The sequence below is a fragment of the Citrobacter sp. wls619 genome, from assembly GCF_005281345.1.
Classification (GTDB): Bacteria; Pseudomonadota; Gammaproteobacteria; order Enterobacterales; family Enterobacteriaceae; genus Citrobacter.
Genome location: NZ_SZXJ01000099.1, coordinates 96,884 through 114,200, shown reverse-complemented (window position 1 = coordinate 114,200; position 17,317 = coordinate 96,884). Strand labels below are relative to the sequence as shown.

Annotated in this window: 10 protein-coding genes; 7 read left to right on the top strand and 3 right to left on the bottom strand. The window is 48.5% G+C overall.

The genetic code is table 11. From position 1 onward, the window contains the following. Nucleotides 1–122: 122 nt before the first annotated feature. Together pgl and FDX19_RS21765 are read left to right on the top strand one after the other, a co-directional pair. Complete coding sequence (pgl, locus tag FDX19_RS21770; RefSeq protein ID WP_137384359.1) at nucleotides 123–1,118, top strand: 6-phosphogluconolactonase; 996 nt, start codon at nucleotides 123–125, stop codon at nucleotides 1,116–1,118. A 401-nt stretch (nucleotides 1,119–1,519) separates the two neighbouring features. Then, the gene (locus FDX19_RS21765) at nucleotides 1,520–7,456 is read left to right on the top strand and encodes a hypothetical protein (RefSeq protein ID WP_137384358.1); all 5,937 of its coding nucleotides are present in this window, start codon (nucleotides 1,520–1,522) and stop codon (nucleotides 7,454–7,456) included. Nucleotides 7,457–7,503: 47 nt separating this feature from the next. Here FDX19_RS21765 and FDX19_RS21760 read toward each other — a convergent pair whose 3' ends face one another. After that, complete coding sequence (locus FDX19_RS21760; protein ID WP_137384357.1) at nucleotides 7,504–8,787, bottom strand: putative acyl-CoA thioester hydrolase; 1,284 nt, start codon at nucleotides 8,785–8,787, stop codon at nucleotides 7,504–7,506. Nucleotides 8,788–9,011: 224 nt separating this feature from the next. Between FDX19_RS21760 and hutI the strand changes: the two genes are divergently transcribed. The 5 genes from hutI (at nucleotide 9,012) to hutH (ending at nucleotide 15,330) form a co-directional block, all read left to right on the top strand. Next, a complete protein-coding gene (gene hutI, locus FDX19_RS21755; RefSeq protein ID WP_137384356.1) occupies nucleotides 9,012–10,235 on the top strand; it encodes an imidazolonepropionase in 1,224 nt (407 codons plus the stop codon). After that, the gene (gene hutG / locus FDX19_RS21750; RefSeq protein ID WP_137384355.1) at nucleotides 10,232–11,173 is read left to right on the top strand and encodes a formimidoylglutamase; all 942 of its coding nucleotides are present in this window, start codon (nucleotides 10,232–10,234) and stop codon (nucleotides 11,171–11,173) included. The genes hutI and hutG overlap by 4 nt, the downstream gene beginning before the upstream one ends. 87 nt (nucleotides 11,174–11,260) lie before the next feature. Beyond that, on the top strand, nucleotides 11,261–11,986 hold the full coding sequence (locus FDX19_RS21745; RefSeq protein WP_137384354.1) for a histidine utilization repressor: 726 nt from the start codon (nucleotides 11,261–11,263) through the stop codon (nucleotides 11,984–11,986). Nucleotides 11,987–12,122: 136 nt separating this feature from the next. Continuing rightward, the gene (gene hutU / locus FDX19_RS21740; protein ID WP_137384353.1) at nucleotides 12,123–13,808 is read left to right on the top strand and encodes a urocanate hydratase; all 1,686 of its coding nucleotides are present in this window, start codon (nucleotides 12,123–12,125) and stop codon (nucleotides 13,806–13,808) included. Nucleotide 13,809: 1 nt separating this feature from the next. Then, complete coding sequence (gene hutH / locus FDX19_RS21735) at nucleotides 13,810–15,330, top strand: histidine ammonia-lyase (protein ID WP_137384352.1); 1,521 nt, start codon at nucleotides 13,810–13,812, stop codon at nucleotides 15,328–15,330. A 92-nt stretch (nucleotides 15,331–15,422) separates the two neighbouring features. On the opposite strand, the gene FDX19_RS21730 is transcribed toward hutH, so the two are convergent. Both FDX19_RS21730 and bioA read right to left on the bottom strand, forming a co-directional pair. Then, nucleotides 15,423–15,899, bottom strand: coding sequence for a kinase inhibitor (locus tag FDX19_RS21730; RefSeq protein ID WP_137384351.1), 477 nt, complete (start codon nucleotides 15,897–15,899; stop codon nucleotides 15,423–15,425). Between the two features lie 57 nt (nucleotides 15,900–15,956). Next, nucleotides 15,957–17,246 (bottom strand): adenosylmethionine--8-amino-7-oxononanoate transaminase, encoded by a 1,290-nt coding sequence (gene bioA / locus FDX19_RS21725; RefSeq protein WP_137384350.1) that lies wholly within the window; start codon nucleotides 17,244–17,246, stop codon nucleotides 15,957–15,959. Nucleotides 17,247–17,317 lie beyond the last annotated feature (71 nt).

The following is a 17,317-nucleotide window of genomic DNA, read 5'->3' as shown; positions in this document are numbered from 1 at the left end:
GGTACACCGAGTCGGGGGCCGGACAAAATTCTGAGCCTTAATTAAGCATTCACCGATAAAAGCGTCTACCTTAGGCGTGTGTCAGGCCATTGCAGCCACCTGCCAAAAGCAAAGGAGTTTTCATGAAGCAAACCGTTTATACCGCCAGCCCTGAAAGTCAGCAAATTCACATCTGGGGCCTGAATCACGATGGTTCACTGACGCTGACGCAGGTGGTTGATGTACCGGGTCAGGTACAGCCGATGGTTGTCAGCCCGGATAAACGCTACCTCTATGTCGGTGTGCGCCCGGAGTTTCGGGTGCTGGCATACCGTATTGCGCCTGATGACGGTGCACTGACATTCGCTGCGGAATCTGCCCTGCCGGGGAGCCCGACGCATATTTCGACCGATCATCAAGGGCGTTTTGTGTTTGTCGGCTCTTATAACGCGGGTAGTGTGAGCGTCACGCGTCTGGAAGATGGCCTGCCGGTGGAACTGGTTGACGTGGTTGACGGTCTGGATGGCTGCCACTCGGCCAACATCTCTCCGGATAACCGGACCCTGTGGGTTCCGGCGTTGAAACAGGATCGTATCTGCCTGTTCACCGTCAGTGATGATGGCCATTTGGTTGCACAGAAACCCGCGGAAGTGACTACCGTTGAAGGTGCGGGTCCGCGTCATATGGTGTTCCATCCGAATCAGCAATATACCTACTGCGTGAATGAGTTGAACAGTTCAGTCGATGTTTGGGAACTGAAAGATCCGTACGGCAAAATTGAGTGTGTACAGACGCTGGATATGATGCCTGCTGATTTCTCTGATACACGCTGGGCGGCAGATATCCATATTACGCCAGATGGTCGTCATCTGTATGCCTGTGACCGTACCGCCAGCCTGATTACGGTATTCAGCGTATCAGAAGACGGAAGTGTGCTGACGAAAGAAGGCTTCCAGCCTACTGAAACACAGCCGCGCGGTTTTAATATCGACCACAGCGGGAAATACCTGATTGCCGCAGGGCAGAAGTCCCACCATATTGCGGTGTATGAAATTGCGGGTGAACAGGGATTGCTGGCAGAGAAAGGACGCTATGCGGTAGGCCAGGGCCCAATGTGGGTGGTGGTTAACGCGTACTAATCACTGCGACGCCCGCTTGCGGGCGTCATTATCTGAACGTGATTCCTGTTTTTGCTGTACCTGCCTATTTCATTTTCGTTTGTGATAACTCAGACTACCCATATTGACTGAGGGCTGAGGTCGTTTCTTCATTTCATCTCTCACCCGCACTAAATATTTTCCTAAAAGTCTATTTTTTTAAATGTGGGGTATCGTGTATTAAATTTCAATGAGATAATTGAAATGAAAATATATAAATAATTGTGATGCAACTTAAAATTAAATTTTCATTATATATATATTATCTGAATAATTGACGTAATTTTAAGATTACGGAAATATGTCCTCTGAATTAATAAGGCGTGTAAGCGTAATTAGAATATCTACTAATTTATAGTGGTAGGCATATTGGGAGTGAAAAAATGAGTAAAATGAACATATCTGGTTCATCGGGTTCTACCGCTGGGGTACAGAACCATTCTTCGGAGACTCAACGCAGCCGCAGTACCGGAGATCTTAGTAAAAATCTTCAATCAGTTAAAAATAAAACAGAGCAAAAATCAGAAGCACTTTCCCGAATTTCTTCTATTAGTCGTTTGCCTAAAGGTCAACCCAACATTGAGCCTTCTAAGAGCATCAGGGTACCTCAGGGGCCGGGTGGCATACCGCAGATCACTCAAATGGGGGTCTATACCCTTGATTCAGGTAACGGTGGGACGTCAACGAGCCTTAAAATAAACGTGCCAGCGAGGCATGTGGGTGATCCATTGGTTAAGTATTCACTGGCCAAAATGGAAAATGATGAGACATTTGTCAGAACCCTTGACATAAAAGAAAGAATGGCTCTCATTGCTGATAGTAAAAATAATTCTGCAGGAAATAAACTAATCAGCACTGAAGGTATTCAATGCGGTGATAAGATTATTCCATGGGATAATTTCATTGCCTGGCAGAAGCCTGAAACAAGTACTTTTGATAAGCCGAATAATGCCGCTAAGTTAATACTATTTTTCCGCAAAGGTGAGGGCGTTGCTGTTCTTAATGAAGAAAACCGACTGAATTTGAATCATTTATGCAAAACAACCGAAACGTTAGACTGTTTTTATCCTGCACGTCTGTATAATAAGTTACCGGACTTGCACGAAATTAAAGTGAGTGAATATGTTGATTCACTGATTCATGAGTTTGGGACTGCGGTTCCTGAGCGTGTTGCTTTAACAAAGCTCTATGCTGAGGCTATGGATTCCTATGGTAAAGATAAGCTTTATCATCTGCGTAAAAACATTGACGCAATGTGTACTGATTCAAATGGAAAGAGCAGGGAAGCACTGGGACTAAGCCATCGTTACAGACATGAGCAGGCTAAGGGGGTATCTGAAGCTAAGAAAATCTACGCGCAAGGAATTAAGGCACTGTCCGCGGACTGGGACCGGCCAACCAGTGCGGAAAAATGGAGCGATAACGATACGCTACGCTGCGCGGTGATTGAAAACGTTATTAAATCAGGGCATGCAAACAGAATATCGGATGCTGATGCGAAGAAATATTTTCCGACGATTTATACCAGTAAGAGATTCAATCAGTACATTAATACTGTTTACGCTAACTCTGGCTATCAAATAGCTTTGCGTTCCATGGTGAATAGTAATGATTTTAGCGGAATACAAGGTATTAATGAGGTCTCACCGAGAGCGAGAGCGGAAAATATCAAGAGTGCTATTTCCAATCTGGAGGAGTTGGCATTACTAAACCCCAAAAAAATCAGGCGTGAACTGAAAAAAAATGAAAAGGAACTACTTAATCATCTTGAGCAGAATAGTATCCTGGATAAAGATGTCAAAACTTTGGCGTACGGAAAAGAGATTGATAAACTTTCTAATCAGTTGAATCTCTTGAAAAATAAGGCTTATCGTAAAGAAATTTCCTCGTTTAAAATGGAGCTGAAAAAAATCACCGAACTTGAACCGGGTAGCATGGAGCATATGGTTGCGACAAGCCTATCCCGTAACAATGTTCAGAGTAAATATTCAGAAAAGAGTATAGATACTCTCAGAGCATTGAGAGATGAAAAGGTTCTTGGACTGCGTGGGAACGAAAACAAGCATGAGCGGGAATGCCTCAGACAGCAAATTGCCTGGTTGGACAATCATATTGAGTCTGTTGTTGAAACATATTATGGATTCTTATCACTTAAAGATAAAGTAGATTTCTTGCTACAGGAATCTGACATTGCATGGGGAAAGTATGCTGACTATTTAAGCGAGCCTGTCGACAAGGAACTGGTGAGGAAATATCACCATATGGCCATCACCAGAAATAGCCAGTTAAAGTATTTAATTTCTGCAATAAAAAAAATAAGTAATGAAAATTATATTTTCTCGCCTGGGGATATTGAACATATTTCAAACCAAATTTCAAATCCAAACTGCTTATGCATACCCGATATACCTGATGGCATAAAATTCGATAAGAAAGTATTTCGTTCACTGGAAAAAACGCGTGACAGTTTCTCAGAGTTTAGTACATGGGCATGGTACCAAAAATATAACGCCACCCATGATCCTGTATCTAGAAATACTTTGCGAAATAAAAAATTATCTGATGTAAGTATCAATAAAAATGAACCTTTGGCAGATTCAGATAATGTAGAAAAATCTCTACAGGTTAAAGACAATGTAAATCCTAAAAATAAAGATACCCTGAGAAAGGAAATTATCAACGAGATTGATTTTAAAAAATACAATTCTCAAATTGATGGTGAAATAGCTGTCTTGGCACTTTATTCTTATTTAGCAGAGCGTAATGTTCAGCTCAATATTTTGGAGGCTGATAAAGAATCACGTGTACCTATCGAACTCATAGCTGCGGGTAGAGGGTTGAATATAAAAAAACCGCCTAAAACTGATAACTCCGTTTCCATTATTCTTGATCGTGGGCATTATTCTGGCTTTGATCCAAAAGAAGCAATAACATATCCATCTAAAGGAGATGGCAACTGTCTTTTTCATTCCGTTGCTAATATGTTAAAAATTAATAATATTAAAATGGAAGGTATTAATGATATCGTGGATGGTGTTTATCTTAATCAACTGACAAAAGAACATTTTAATAATAATTTTGATAAGTTTATTGCCGCATTTTTTAACTCTGATGACGAAAGTGACACTACAAATGGAAAGCGTACGAAAGCTCTTTTCCATCTTGTGAAAGAATATAAAAATTTGCCATTGGAAACTGTCGAATCTGGCGCAACTGCTTCCGGAGATGCTAATTCTGGCGATGTTAAGCTAACTTATGATTTGTCGGATGAGGAAGTAGTCAGAGAAAATATTGATGATGGGATTGACGAGCTACTGGCTGGCAATACTTCACTATCTAAAGCAGGTGATGATGTCCCCACAGCGGAAGACTCGCACCCCGATGAACCGTTGACAACTGAAACTACAGCGCATCAGCCCAGTGAGTCTGTAGAGGATTTAAATACTGATAATAAATCCATGACATCGACTGGCGCAACGGCTTCCGGGGATGATAATTCCCTTGAATTTAAGATTACTTTTAATGATGAAGTATACACATTAAAAAATGTAAAAGCTCTTGAGGAAATGGCGAAGAAAACCTCTGATAGGGCAGAGAAAAAACAATTACATGAAGAGGTTAAAGAGCAAAAGTCAATTTATAAAAAATTGAATATCCCATTTGAAAGTGTCGAGCTTACTAAAAACAGCATGACTGTCACGGTATTGGAGAAGCAGAAGGACTTGCTTGTACAGGTTAAATATTTTTACGATTCAGAATTTAAGTGTAATGAAGATGCGACAGAATATAAACCAATATCAGGGGCGGGGGATCTTAAAATACCTGGAGTGAATGGTAAAATTTATACTATTCCAGGTTGTACTTATAAAAGATATGAAAGAAAGTTGGGCGCTTCTACAAATTATGATTATTTTAAACAAGTAGAAAATGCAAAAGAAACACATTTTACACATGCTGGTTTTACCAACTATATTAATGATATAATAGCTGAAAATAGATTTGATTATTTCAGAACCATGACACCATCTGAACTTCATGATCTTCGAAAACAAGTTGAACTATTATCACAACAAGAGATAATCGATCGATCCAGTATAAAAATTGAGGGCTACTTTCAGCCACAAATGACAGAAAATAATAAAGTTCCTGGTGCTCATGAGAATATTATCAGTTCTGGTAATCGGATTCCTATTGTCAATAGTGAGATAAAGGGGCTAGATCCAAGATTAGCTATAATTATAAGTAGATTTCCTGATATATTTGAAAAATATAAAAAATTAATATACCCGAATCTTTCTTTAGATATATCTAAATTGTGTGAATTGCATGAAAGAGAAATTAGAGACATTCTTGCGGAAAATTATCTTGAATTGAAGAGTGGAACGGACGCTTTCCTTGGTTTTATGGAGGAGTTTTTATACGTTGCGAAAAACATTGACCAAGGAGTACAGTATCTATTGAAGGATGAATCAACCTTAAAAATAAGAACGCTACTATCTTCTAGTCTTGATGGTATAGATTCAAAAGGAATAACGGCTATAAAATTTAAAAATGGAATTGATGTGCCGTTAAATGAATTGTTTGTAAGGATTCATTATGAATTCTCCGCAGATAATAATAAGAGGGAAAATAAATTTGATTATCCTGCTCATGTTGATAAATCAAACAAATTTATGTGGGAGGATAAAATGGAAGCATCAATTGATAAATCAAGAATGTTACTCGAAGTTGAAGTCCCTTCAAATTGTATTGCTCAGCGAGTTATTAGTGATAATGATATTGATGAGGTGAGTTTTGGATTGGAAAAGATAACGTATAATGCCACAATGCTTAAAAAAAATGGGCTGGATAAAGAACAGTTTCTTAAATTAATGAGTGAAAAATTTAAATTCAAGAATCGCGGTCCTATAATGGTTTTCCAGGATGAAAAATATAGTCCTGATAAGCTTAGTGATAACAGTTTTTGTGACTTTAAAATGTCAACAGATAATCATGATTTCAAGAAGAGATTTGATCAATATTTTGGTGAAAAATATAATAAAGCTAAAGAATTAAAGGCAACAATAAGCGGCCAGGAAAAAATTCGTAAAGATTCATCCGCTCATTATGATGCTTCCGTGATATCAACGGATAATGTAAACCAGTCTCAGGATATAGCATTAGGGAATAAATATCTAACGGAATTAGGGAATAAAATCATAGCGCGATTAGATTTTAACAAATATTGGCAAAGCATTGATGGTGAAATCGCGCCATATGCACTTGGTTTTTATTTAGATTCACTAGGTATTAAACTTAATATTCTAGAAACAGATTCGATGTCGACTTCTTATGTTAAACCCGTGCGTAAGGATAGAAATTTATATATGCCAAAGAGGGATTCATATAATGGTGTTGTAAATATTATTTTGGAAAATAATCATTATAATGGCTATGAATCACGCACGCGCCAAACAATAGTTGCAGGCGATGGGGACTGTCTTTTCCAGGCCGCAGCCGAAATGTTAAATAAAATTGACACAAATGAATTTGACAAAAAAATTGACGGAAAAAATCTTGCTGCTAAGACTGCAGAATATCTAAAGTCTTCTGAATATATCGAAGAAATTATTAATGCGTTTTTTACTGAAAACGATAAACGTAAAATTAACAGGCTTCCTCCAGAATTGGAAAAACGTTCTAAATATCTTTTCAAACTTGTAGAACTGTACCAGAAAGTTGAGACTAAACTGAACGAGGAAGCTGAGATTGCTAGATATAAAGCTAGCCTATATGAGGCTGATGAGGCTGATGAGGCTGATGAGGGTGGTGGTATGATTTCTCTTGATAAGCTACTTGCTGATTTGAAAAAGGATATGAGAGTAGAACTCATAGTAAGAGAAAATAAATGTTCTGAAGAGCTCTTCAATCTTGTGGAACAGTTCCGGGAATTTGAGAAGAAACTGAACGTGGAAGCTAAGATTGAAGCTCGGATTGCTGAATACAGAGCTAGCGTTGCGGTATCTGATCGAAATCGTGGTATGTTGGATTTTGAGGAATTACTTGCTAAGGTGCAAAAGGATGCAGCAGAAGAGCACATGATCGTAGAAGAGCTAAGGAAAAAGGATGAGCAACCTGCTTCTGCACTTGATGAAAATGCTTCAATACTGAAAGTGGCTGACGACTCATCTCATGTTTCGAAGTCATCAGAGAGTGATGATAATGAAACTGTCGCGGCACAGCCTTCAAATGGGACACCTGCTGGCAAGGCTCCAAAAGAGTTTTTCAGCAAAAGAGAACTCAGTCGTATTCTCAGCCGCCAGAGTGTACTGGTACAATAAAAAGAGTGACCTATTCAGGGATGGCGGTCAGCCATCCCTTTGCGCAATTACTGCTTCGGCTCTGCAACCACTTTGCTACCTACACCGCGGTTGTTGTATTCCCACATGCGGTTGAAGTTGGTGTCGTTCAGGTTGCGCTGAATTTCACCTTTGTCATCTTCCGCACCGGTGTTCCCGGCAAACGGACGTTTTGAGATAACGCTGTCAGCCCAGGGTTTTGCCATGTTAAAGCCTTCGTTGATCACGCTGTCGCGAATAACCACCTGACCATTGGTGTTGGAATCGACATCCAGCGAGCGGCCCAACTGCGCGACGCCATCGCCTGCTGCGGTAAAGCGGCTATTGGTGGCGAGGAAACCGTAGTAAATGTTCGACAGGGTTGCCGGTGCAAAAACGTAGGCTTCCTGCTGGGTGCGGGAGTTTACTACGCGGAAATCGGTGTTATCGAATACCACCGCGCCACGACCAGAAACCATATCCACATCACCTTCAATGTAGCTGTTCGTCACCAGCGTACGCGGCTGACGATCGTTTTCCAGACGGTTTTGTACGCCGCTGTTGGTCACGAAGAAGGTGTTCTGACGTCCCAGAATGTTCACCTTGTCGATCTGCACTTTATCGCCATCGGTACGCAGTGCGACGGCCGGGTGGTTACCCGCATCCACGCTGTCACCGAGGTTGTTTTCGATGGTCAGGTTCTGCAACTGCAGACCATTGTTTTGTGACCAGACAACCGCAGAACACATCACGCCGATGTTTGTGCCGCGTTTATTCTGGCAATTATCATACATATACCACGCAGGTTTACCCGGCATATATTTACCGCCAGGGTTCACCGTACGACGCCAGTCTGCGGTGCTCATTTCGCCATCAATAGCCTGGCCAATTTTCACATCCAGCGGTTTTTCGCCAGTACCGTAGAGCGTCAGGCTTCCTGTCGCCGCCGGGATATAGACCGTGCCCTGATACTCGCCAGGCATGATCGCGATGTACTGACGTTTATTGGTGCGTTTAATGATTGCCGCATCAACTGCTGCCTGAATACTGGTATGGGTAACGCCTTGAGTTCCTGCCGGGCCGACGACAAAGTCAGGCTGGGCGGGCAGGGAAATAGCGGAAGGACTCCATGGCGCAGTGTTTGGCGTCAGCGCGGAAAAATAGTGCGCAGCGACAAAATTTTTCGCTTCATTTGCCGACAGAATCGGACGCATAGACGTTCCAGGCGCGGTCTGATCGGACGGAATTTGATCGGGCGGTGTAGAGCTACAGGCTGTCAGCGTCACGCCAAAAGCCATTGCCAGCGCCAGACGGGAAACTGATGAAATGTTCACAGGTTGCTCCGGGCTTTGAAAGTTATCCATTGAAGCCTGCTTTTTTATACTAAGTTGAGCGAAACGGGAAGGCGAAAAGGTAAAAAGTTGTTTTTTATAGCAGCAATGTCGGGTGTAGAGAGTCCTTATATCACAATTAGATAACAATTTTGGTCCTTCAGGTTGACAACATCCACAGGATGAAAAATAAATGTCTATACAACCTATGACAAGTGGTGAGTCGAATGCAGCAATTTTTTCCTGATGATGCTATCTGGCGTAATGTCCGCCTGGCGACCATGGATCCTGAACGTGATACTCCGTATGGGCTGGTGGATGGCCATGCGCTGATCGTCCGTCAGGGTAAGATTCGGGACATTGTGCCTGAGTCGTCGTTATACCTTACACACGATAATACCCTTGATATGCAAGGACGATTGATTACGCCGGGTCTGATTGACTGCCATACACACCTGGTGTTTGGAGGGAATCGTGCAGGTGAATGGGAACAGCGGCTAAACGGCGTTTCCTACCAACAGATCAGTGCTCAGGGAGGCGGTATTAATGCCACCGTGTCGGCGACCCGTAGTGCCACGGATGAACAACTTCTTCATATAGCGCATCAGCGAATGGAGCGGCTAATAAAAGAAGGCGTTACGTTGCTGGAAATCAAATCGGGCTACGGCCTGGATTTGACGACAGAAGAGAAAATTTTGCGCGTCGTGGCTGCGCTGGCGGCAGAAAATACCGTCGAAATAAGCCCAACGCTGTTAGCTGCACATGCCACACCGGCGCAGTATCGCGATGATCCCGATAGCTACATTACGCTAGTGTGCGAGACGATTTTGCCGCAGTTGTGGGAACAGGGATTGTTTGAAACCGTTGACCTGTTCTGTGAAACAGTGGGCTTTACGCTGGCGCAGAGCGAACGCGTGTTTCAGGCCGCGCAGGCGTTGGGTATCCCGGTTAAAGGTCATGTCGAACAACTGTCATTACTGGGCGGCGCACAACTGGTTAGCCGCTACCACGGATTATCAGCCGATCACATTGAATATCTGGATGAAGCGGGCGTAGCGGCGATGAGCCAAAACGGTACGGTCGGTGTGCTATTGCCCGGCGCTTTTTATTTCCTCAAAGAGAAACAGCGTCCGCCAGTCGAATTGTTACGTCAGTATCAGGTTCCGATGGCGGTGGCGACCGACTATAACCCAGGCACCAGCCCGTTTATTAGCCTGCATTGGGCGATGAATATGGCCTGTGTACAGTTTGGCTTAACGCCGGAAGAGGCATGGGCGGGCGTAACCCGTCATGCGGCCCGGGCGCTGGGGCGTCATGCCACTCACGGACAACTGAAAGCCGGGTTTGTGGCCGATTTTGTGGTGTGGGATGCCGAACTCCCGGTCGAGATCCTCTATGAGCCAGGGCGTAACCCGCTCTACCAACGCGTATTTAAAGGACAATCAGCATGACTAACTGGCAACCTGCTTCTCCTGCGCTCTGGCAGGGGCGAGATGACCGCGCCGAGTCGCCGACTGCGCTGCGCCTGTTTCAGACTCTCACGCTGAGCCCGACGTTTAGTCCAGAAATGTACTCTGAGCAGATAGCACTGCTTGGTTTTGCCTGTGATGAAGGCGTTAAGCGTAATCAGGGACGTACGGGAGCCGCCGGAGCGCCGGACGCGCTGCGTAAAGCACTGGCCAATTTAGCCAGTCACGCGGGCCATCAACGGTTGGTCGATTTGGGAAACATTGTGGCCCAGGCGCCCGACCTTGAAGGTGCTCAGCAGGCGCTGCGCACGGCGGTGCAGCGTTGCCTGCAGGCGGATATGCGTACCTTCGTGTTGGGCGGGGGACACGAAACGGCATTTGCGCATGGTGCAGGGGTGTTGGATGCCTTCCCGCAGGCAAAAGTGGGGATTGTTAACCTCGATGCGCACCTGGACCTACGCTACGCCGAACAACCCACTTCCGGTACGCCGTTTCGTCAACTGGCGCACCTCTGTGAGCAACAGCAGCGTGAATTTCATTACGCCTGCGTGGGCGTCAGTCGGGCGGCGAATACCCAGGCGCTGTGGGATGAGGCGCAACGGCTGGGGGTGACCGTGGTGGAAGATCTGCACTGTCATACGGCGCAGGCGCAGCTGGCGCAATTTGTTGCCAACATGGACGTCATCTATCTGACTATCGATCTTGACGTGCTGCCGGTTTGGGAAATGCCGGCCGTATCCGCGCCTGCCGCGTTGGGGGTCCCGCTGGCGACGTTGTTGGGGCTGATTGAACCCCTTTGTCGCAGCGGTAAACTCCAGGCGGTGGATATGGTTGAGTTTAACCCGCGTTTTGATGACGATGGCAGGGCAGCACGCGTTGCGGCGCGTTTAGGCTGGCAAATTGCACACTGGTGGCACTGACAGGCCTGAGGGAATTGCGCTTATCAGGTCCAGGTTATATCTGTAAACTGCACCTATTAAAATTCTCAGCTTAAGGAAGGCTCACGAATGCACCGAACCCGCCCCCAAACTGCTCCGGCGCCTTTTTACGAAAAGGTCAAACAGGAGATCAGTGAAAAGATTGCCAGCGGTATCTGGCAACCTCACGATCGTATCCCATCGGAGGCGGAGCTGGTGGCGCAGTATGGCTTTAGCCGTATGACCATCAACCGGGCGCTGCGTGAATTAGCGGATGAAGGTTTACTGGTGCGTTTGCAGGGGGTGGGGACGTTTGTCGCCGAACCGAAAGGCCAGTCCGCGCTGTTTGAAATTCGTAGCATCGCGGATGAAATTAATGCGCGCCAGCATCAGCACCGCTGTGAGGTCCTGACGCTGGAAAGAACCCGGGCAAGCGCGCAGCAGGCTTTGGTGTTAAACGTCAAAGAAGGCACCCCCATTTTTCACTCCATCATGGTGCACTACGAGAACGAGCTGCCGGTGCAGATTGAAGATCGCTGCGTGAATGCGGAGATTGTGCCGGAGTATCTGTTGCAGGATTACAGCCAGACCACACCGCACGCTTATCTGTCGCTCATCGCCCCTTTGACGGAAGGAGAACATATTGTCGAAGCGGTACGCGCCAGCGCGGAAGAGTGTGCGCTGTTGCATATCAAAGAGCACGATCCCTGCCTGTTGATCCGCCGCAAAACTTGGTCGGCGTCTTCTATTGTCTCTCATGCCCGCTTACTTTTCCCAGGCTCCCGCTATCGTCTGCAAGGGCGGTTCATGTCCTGATACAGGATATGAAAACCGTGATTGCTGACGCAATATAATAAAAATGTATCTTAATTGTTAAAATCACCCTTGCGGTAGCTTGTATAGACAAGTATATGTTACTTATCTATCCGACGTTCGCGAGGAGTTTTCTGTCATGTCTCACAGCAAGTATCGTCAGCAGGATGTTCGTGCACCACGCGGTACCACCTTAACGGCCAAAAGCTGGCTGACCGAAGCGCCGCTGCGCATGTTAATGAACAATCTGGACCCTGACGTGGCGGAAAATCCGCATGAGTTGGTGGTGTACGGTGGGATTGGTCGTGCAGCGCGTGACTGGGAATGCTATGACGCCATCGTCAAGGCACTGACCGAACTGGAATCCGATGAAACCCTGCTGGTTCAGTCCGGGAAACCGGTCGGCGTGTTCAAAACCCATGACAATGCGCCACGCGTGCTGATTGCTAACTCCAACCTGGTGCCGCACTGGGCGACCTGGGAACACTTTAACGAATTGGACGCCAAAGGGCTGGCGATGTATGGCCAGATGACTGCCGGGAGCTGGATCTACATCGGCAGTCAGGGCATCGTACAGGGCACGTATGAAACCTTCGTTGAGGCCGGACGTCAGCATTATCAGGGCAACCTGAGTGGACGCTGGGTTCTGACCGCCGGGCTGGGCGGCATGGGCGGGGCGCAACCGCTCGCTGCTACGCTTGCGGGCGCATGCTCGCTGAATATTGAATGCCAGCAAAGTCGCATTGATTTCCGCCTGCGTACCCGTTACGTGGACGAGCAGGCGACATCGCTGGACGATGCGCTGGCGCGTATCGACAAATACACCCGCGAAGGTAAAGCGGTGTCCATTGCGCTGTGCGCGAACGCTGCTGACATTGTACCGGAACTGGTTAAGCGCGGCGTACGTCCGGATATGGTCACTGACCAGACCAGCGCCCACGATCCGCTGCACGGTTATCTGCCGTCCGGCTGGAGCTGGGAAGAGTATCAGGCGAAAGCGGTATCCGATCCGCAGGGCACTGTGCAGGCGGCGAAACGTTCAATGGCAACGCATGTCGAAGCGATGCTGGCGTTTAGCAAAATGGGCGTACCGACGTTTGATTACGGCAATAACATTCGCCAGATGGCCAAAGAGATGGGCGTGGAAAACGCCTTTGATTTCCCTGGCTTTGTGCCGGCTTATATTCGTCCGTTGTTCTGCCGCGGCATTGGTCCGTTCCGCTGGGTGGCGCTTTCCGGCGATCCGCAGGATATTTATAAAACCGATGCCAAAGTGAAAGAGATCGTGGCCGATGATAAGCATCTGCACCACTGGCTGGACATGGCTCGTGAGCGGATCAACTTCCAGGGCTTACCGGCGCGTATCTGTTGGGTTGGTCTGGAATGGCGACAAAAGCTGGGCCTGGCATTTAACGAGATGGTGCGCAGCGGTGAAGTATCTGCGCCTATCGTCATCGGCCGTGACCATCTGGATTCAGGCTCTGTTGCCAGCCCGAACCGCGAAACCGAAGCGATGCGCGACGGGTCTGACGCCGTATCCGACTGGCCGCTGCTGAATGCGCTGCTTAATACCGCCAGCGGTGCGACCTGGGTATCACTGCACCACGGTGGTGGCGTTGGGATGGGGTTCTCCCAGCATGCCGGAATGGTGATTGTTTGTGATGGCTCTGATGAAGCAGCTGCACGTATTGCCCGGGTATTGCATAACGATCCGGCGACAGGCGTGATGCGCCATGCTGATGCCGGGTATGACATTGCTGTGGAATGCGCCGTCGAAGAAGGGCTGAATTTGCCGATGATTGCCGCCACGCAGGGGAAACGCTGATATGAACACGATTACCTTAACGCCTGGCCACCTAAGCTTTGCGCAGTTGCGCGATATCTGGCAACAGCCGGTTCAACTGAGCCTCGATGCCAGTGCGATTGACGCAATTAATGCCAGCGTCGCCTGCGTCAATAGCATTGTCGCGGAAGGCCGCACGGCGTATGGCATTAATACCGGGTTTGGGCTGCTGGCTCAGACACGTATCGCGACTGACGATCTGCAAAATTTACAGCGTTCGCTGGTATTATCTCATGCAGCAGGCGTAGGCGAAGCGTTAGATGATGCGATGGTGCGCCTGATTATGGTGCTGAAAATTAACAGCCTGGCGCGTGGTTTTTCCGGTATTCGCCTGAGCGTCATTGAAGCGCTGATTGCGCTGGTCAACGCCGGGGTATATCCGCGCATTCCGGCGAAAGGATCGGTAGGGGCATCGGGCGACCTGGCGCCGCTGGCGCATATGTCCCTGACGCTGTTGGGAGAAGGCAAGGCGCGCTGGCAGGGAGAATGGCTCCCGGCGACAGACGCGCTGAAGAAAGCCGGACTGGAGCCAATTACTCTGGAAGCGAAGGAAGGGCTGGCGCTGCTCAACGGCACCCAGGCTTCCACCGCCTTTGCATTACGTGGGTTGATTGAGGCGCAGGAGCTGTTTGCTTCCGCGACGGTGTGCGGGGCGCTGACCACCGAAGCGGTTTTAGGCTCGCGTCGTCCGTTTGATGCCCGTATTCATGCGGCACGAGGACAGCGTGGACAGATTGATGCCGCGACGCTGTATCGCCATGTGCTGACCGATTCCAGCGCACTTGCACAGTCGCATCATAACTGTGAAAAAGTGCAGGACCCTTATTCTCTGCGCTGTCAGCCTCAGGTCATGGGAGCCTGTCTGACACAAATGCGTCAGGTCATGGAGGTGTTGCTGGTGGAAGCCAACGCCGTTTCGGACAACCCGCTGGTGTTTGCCGAAGAAGGCGATGTGATTTCTGGTGGTAACTTCCATGCTGAACCCGTGGCGATGGCCGCGGATAATCTGGCGCTGGCGATTGCCGAAATCGGGGCGTTATCCGAGCGACGTATTGCGTTGATGATGGATAAACACATGTCGCAACTGCCACCTTTCCTGGTGAAAAATGGCGGGGTTAACTCCGGTTTTATGATTGCCCAGGTGACCGCAGCTGCGCTGGCGAGCGAGAATAAAGCCCTCGCGCACCCGCACAGCGTGGACAGTTTACCGACGTCGGCAAATCAGGAAGATCATGTCTCAATGGCTCCTGCAGCAGGTCGTAGACTGTGGGAGATGGCGGCAAATACGCGTGGCGTGATTGCGGTGGAGTGGCTGGCGGCCTGTCAGGGGATCGACCTGCGTGAAGGGTTAACCTCAAGCCCGCTGCTGGAGCAGGCGCGCCAGACGCTGCGTGAGCAGGTTGCGCACTATACGCATGACCGTTTTTTCGCCCCGGATATTGAATGTGCGGCCGAATTGTTAGCGCAGGGAGCGTTGTTAAAATTGTTGCCTGAATTTCTGTAGAAAATTGCCTGATGGCGACGCTAACGCGTCTTATCAGGCCTACGGTCTGCTTTGTAGGCCTGATGAGGCGAAGCCGATATCCGGCGCTGCGTTTAACTAAACATCGCAGTAATCGAGGCGCTGGCGAGCGAATGAAAATGGACGTTAAATCCGACCATCGCGCCGCTGGCGCCTTCATCGACATCAATTCGTTCCACATCCAGCGCGTGAACCGTGAAGATATAGCGATGGGTTTCGCCTTTGGGTGGCGCCGCACCGCCATAGCCCGCTTTGCCGAAATCTGTTCGGGTTTGAATGACTCCATCCGGCAGTGCAACCCGTCCGGAGCCATACCCTTGCGGTAGCTCGCGGGTATCAGCCGGCAGATTGACCACCACCCAATGCCACCAGCCGGAGCCGGTTGGCGCATCAGGATCAAAGCAGGTCACGACAAAGCTTTTAGCCCCGGCGGGCACATCATCCCATGCCAGATGTGGCGAAAGATTATCCCCGTCATACCCCATACCGTTAAAGACGTGGCGATGTGGTAGCTTTTCCCCATCGCGCAGATCGTTGCTGATTAGTTTCATACTGACTCCTCTTGTTAGCCAAAAAGTGTAGCCAGAAACCGTAGAGCTTACCGCTGATTAATCGCTAAAAAATGTTGCATGGCGCACAGCCTCATTGACGGCCTGCGTCAGGCGGCGCAACTGCTCGGGCTGAATAATGTACGGCGGCATCAGATAAATGAGTTTGCCGAACGGTCGTACCCACACGCCCTGTTCGACAAAGAACTTCTGTAGTGCCGCCATATTTACCGGCTGGGTGGTTTCTATCACGCCAATGGCGCCGAGTACGCGCACGTCGGCGACATAGTCGGAATCCGCCGCAGGGGCGAGTTCTTCACGCAACTGCGCTTCAATGGCCGCGACCTGCGAGCGCCACTCGCCGGTGTTGAGTAGCGACAGGCTGGCCGAGGCGACGGCGCAGGCCAGCGGATTACCCATAAAGGTCGGGCCGTGCATAAAGCAGCCAGCATCACCGTTGCTGATGGTTTCTGCGACCAGGCGGGTGGTCAGGGTCGCGGAAAGGGTCATCGTGCCGCCGGTTAACGCTTTGCCGAGGCACAAAATATCCGGCGTAATACCCGCATGTTCACAGGCAAACAGTTTACCTGTACGACCAAATCCGGTGGCGATTTCATCGGCAATCAACAGGATACCTTCACGGTCACACATCTTACGAATACGCTTCAGCCATTCGGGATGATACATGCGCATACCGCCAGCGCCCTGTACGATTGGCTCAAGGATCACCGCCGCTATCTCGTGACGATGCGCGGCCATCAGGCGGGCGAACGGTACCATATCCAGTTCGTCCCACTCGCCGCCCATGCGGCTTTGCGGGGCGGGCGCAAACAGGTTTTCTGGCAGATAACCCTTCCACAGGCTGTGCATTGAGTTGTCGGGATCGCAGACCGACATGGCGCCGAAAGTGTCACCGTGATAGCCGTTACGAAACGTCAGGAAACGCTGACGCGCTTCGCCTTTTGCCTGCCAGTATTGCAGTGCCATTTTCATTGCCACTTCGACGGCAACCGAACCTGAATCCGCGAGAAAAACGCACTCCAGCGCCTTGGGTGTCATGTCCACCAACTGGCGACACAATGTAATGGCCGGGGCATGGGTAATACCGCCAAACATCACATGCGACATGGCATCAATCTGCGTTTTCATCGCGGCGTTCAACTGCGGGTGATTGTAGCCGTGGATCGCCGCCCACCAGGACGACATGCCGTCAATCAGTCTCTCGCCGCTGGCTAAAATCAGTTCGCAACCTTCGGCGCGTGCCACCGGGTATACCGGCAACGGGGAGGTCATCGAGGTGTAAGGATGCCAGATATGGCGTTGGTCAAAAGCAAGATCGTCCGTTGTCATAATCGACTTGTAAACCAAATTAAAAAGATTTAGGTTTACGAGTCTACACCAAACTTACAACGAAACGTATA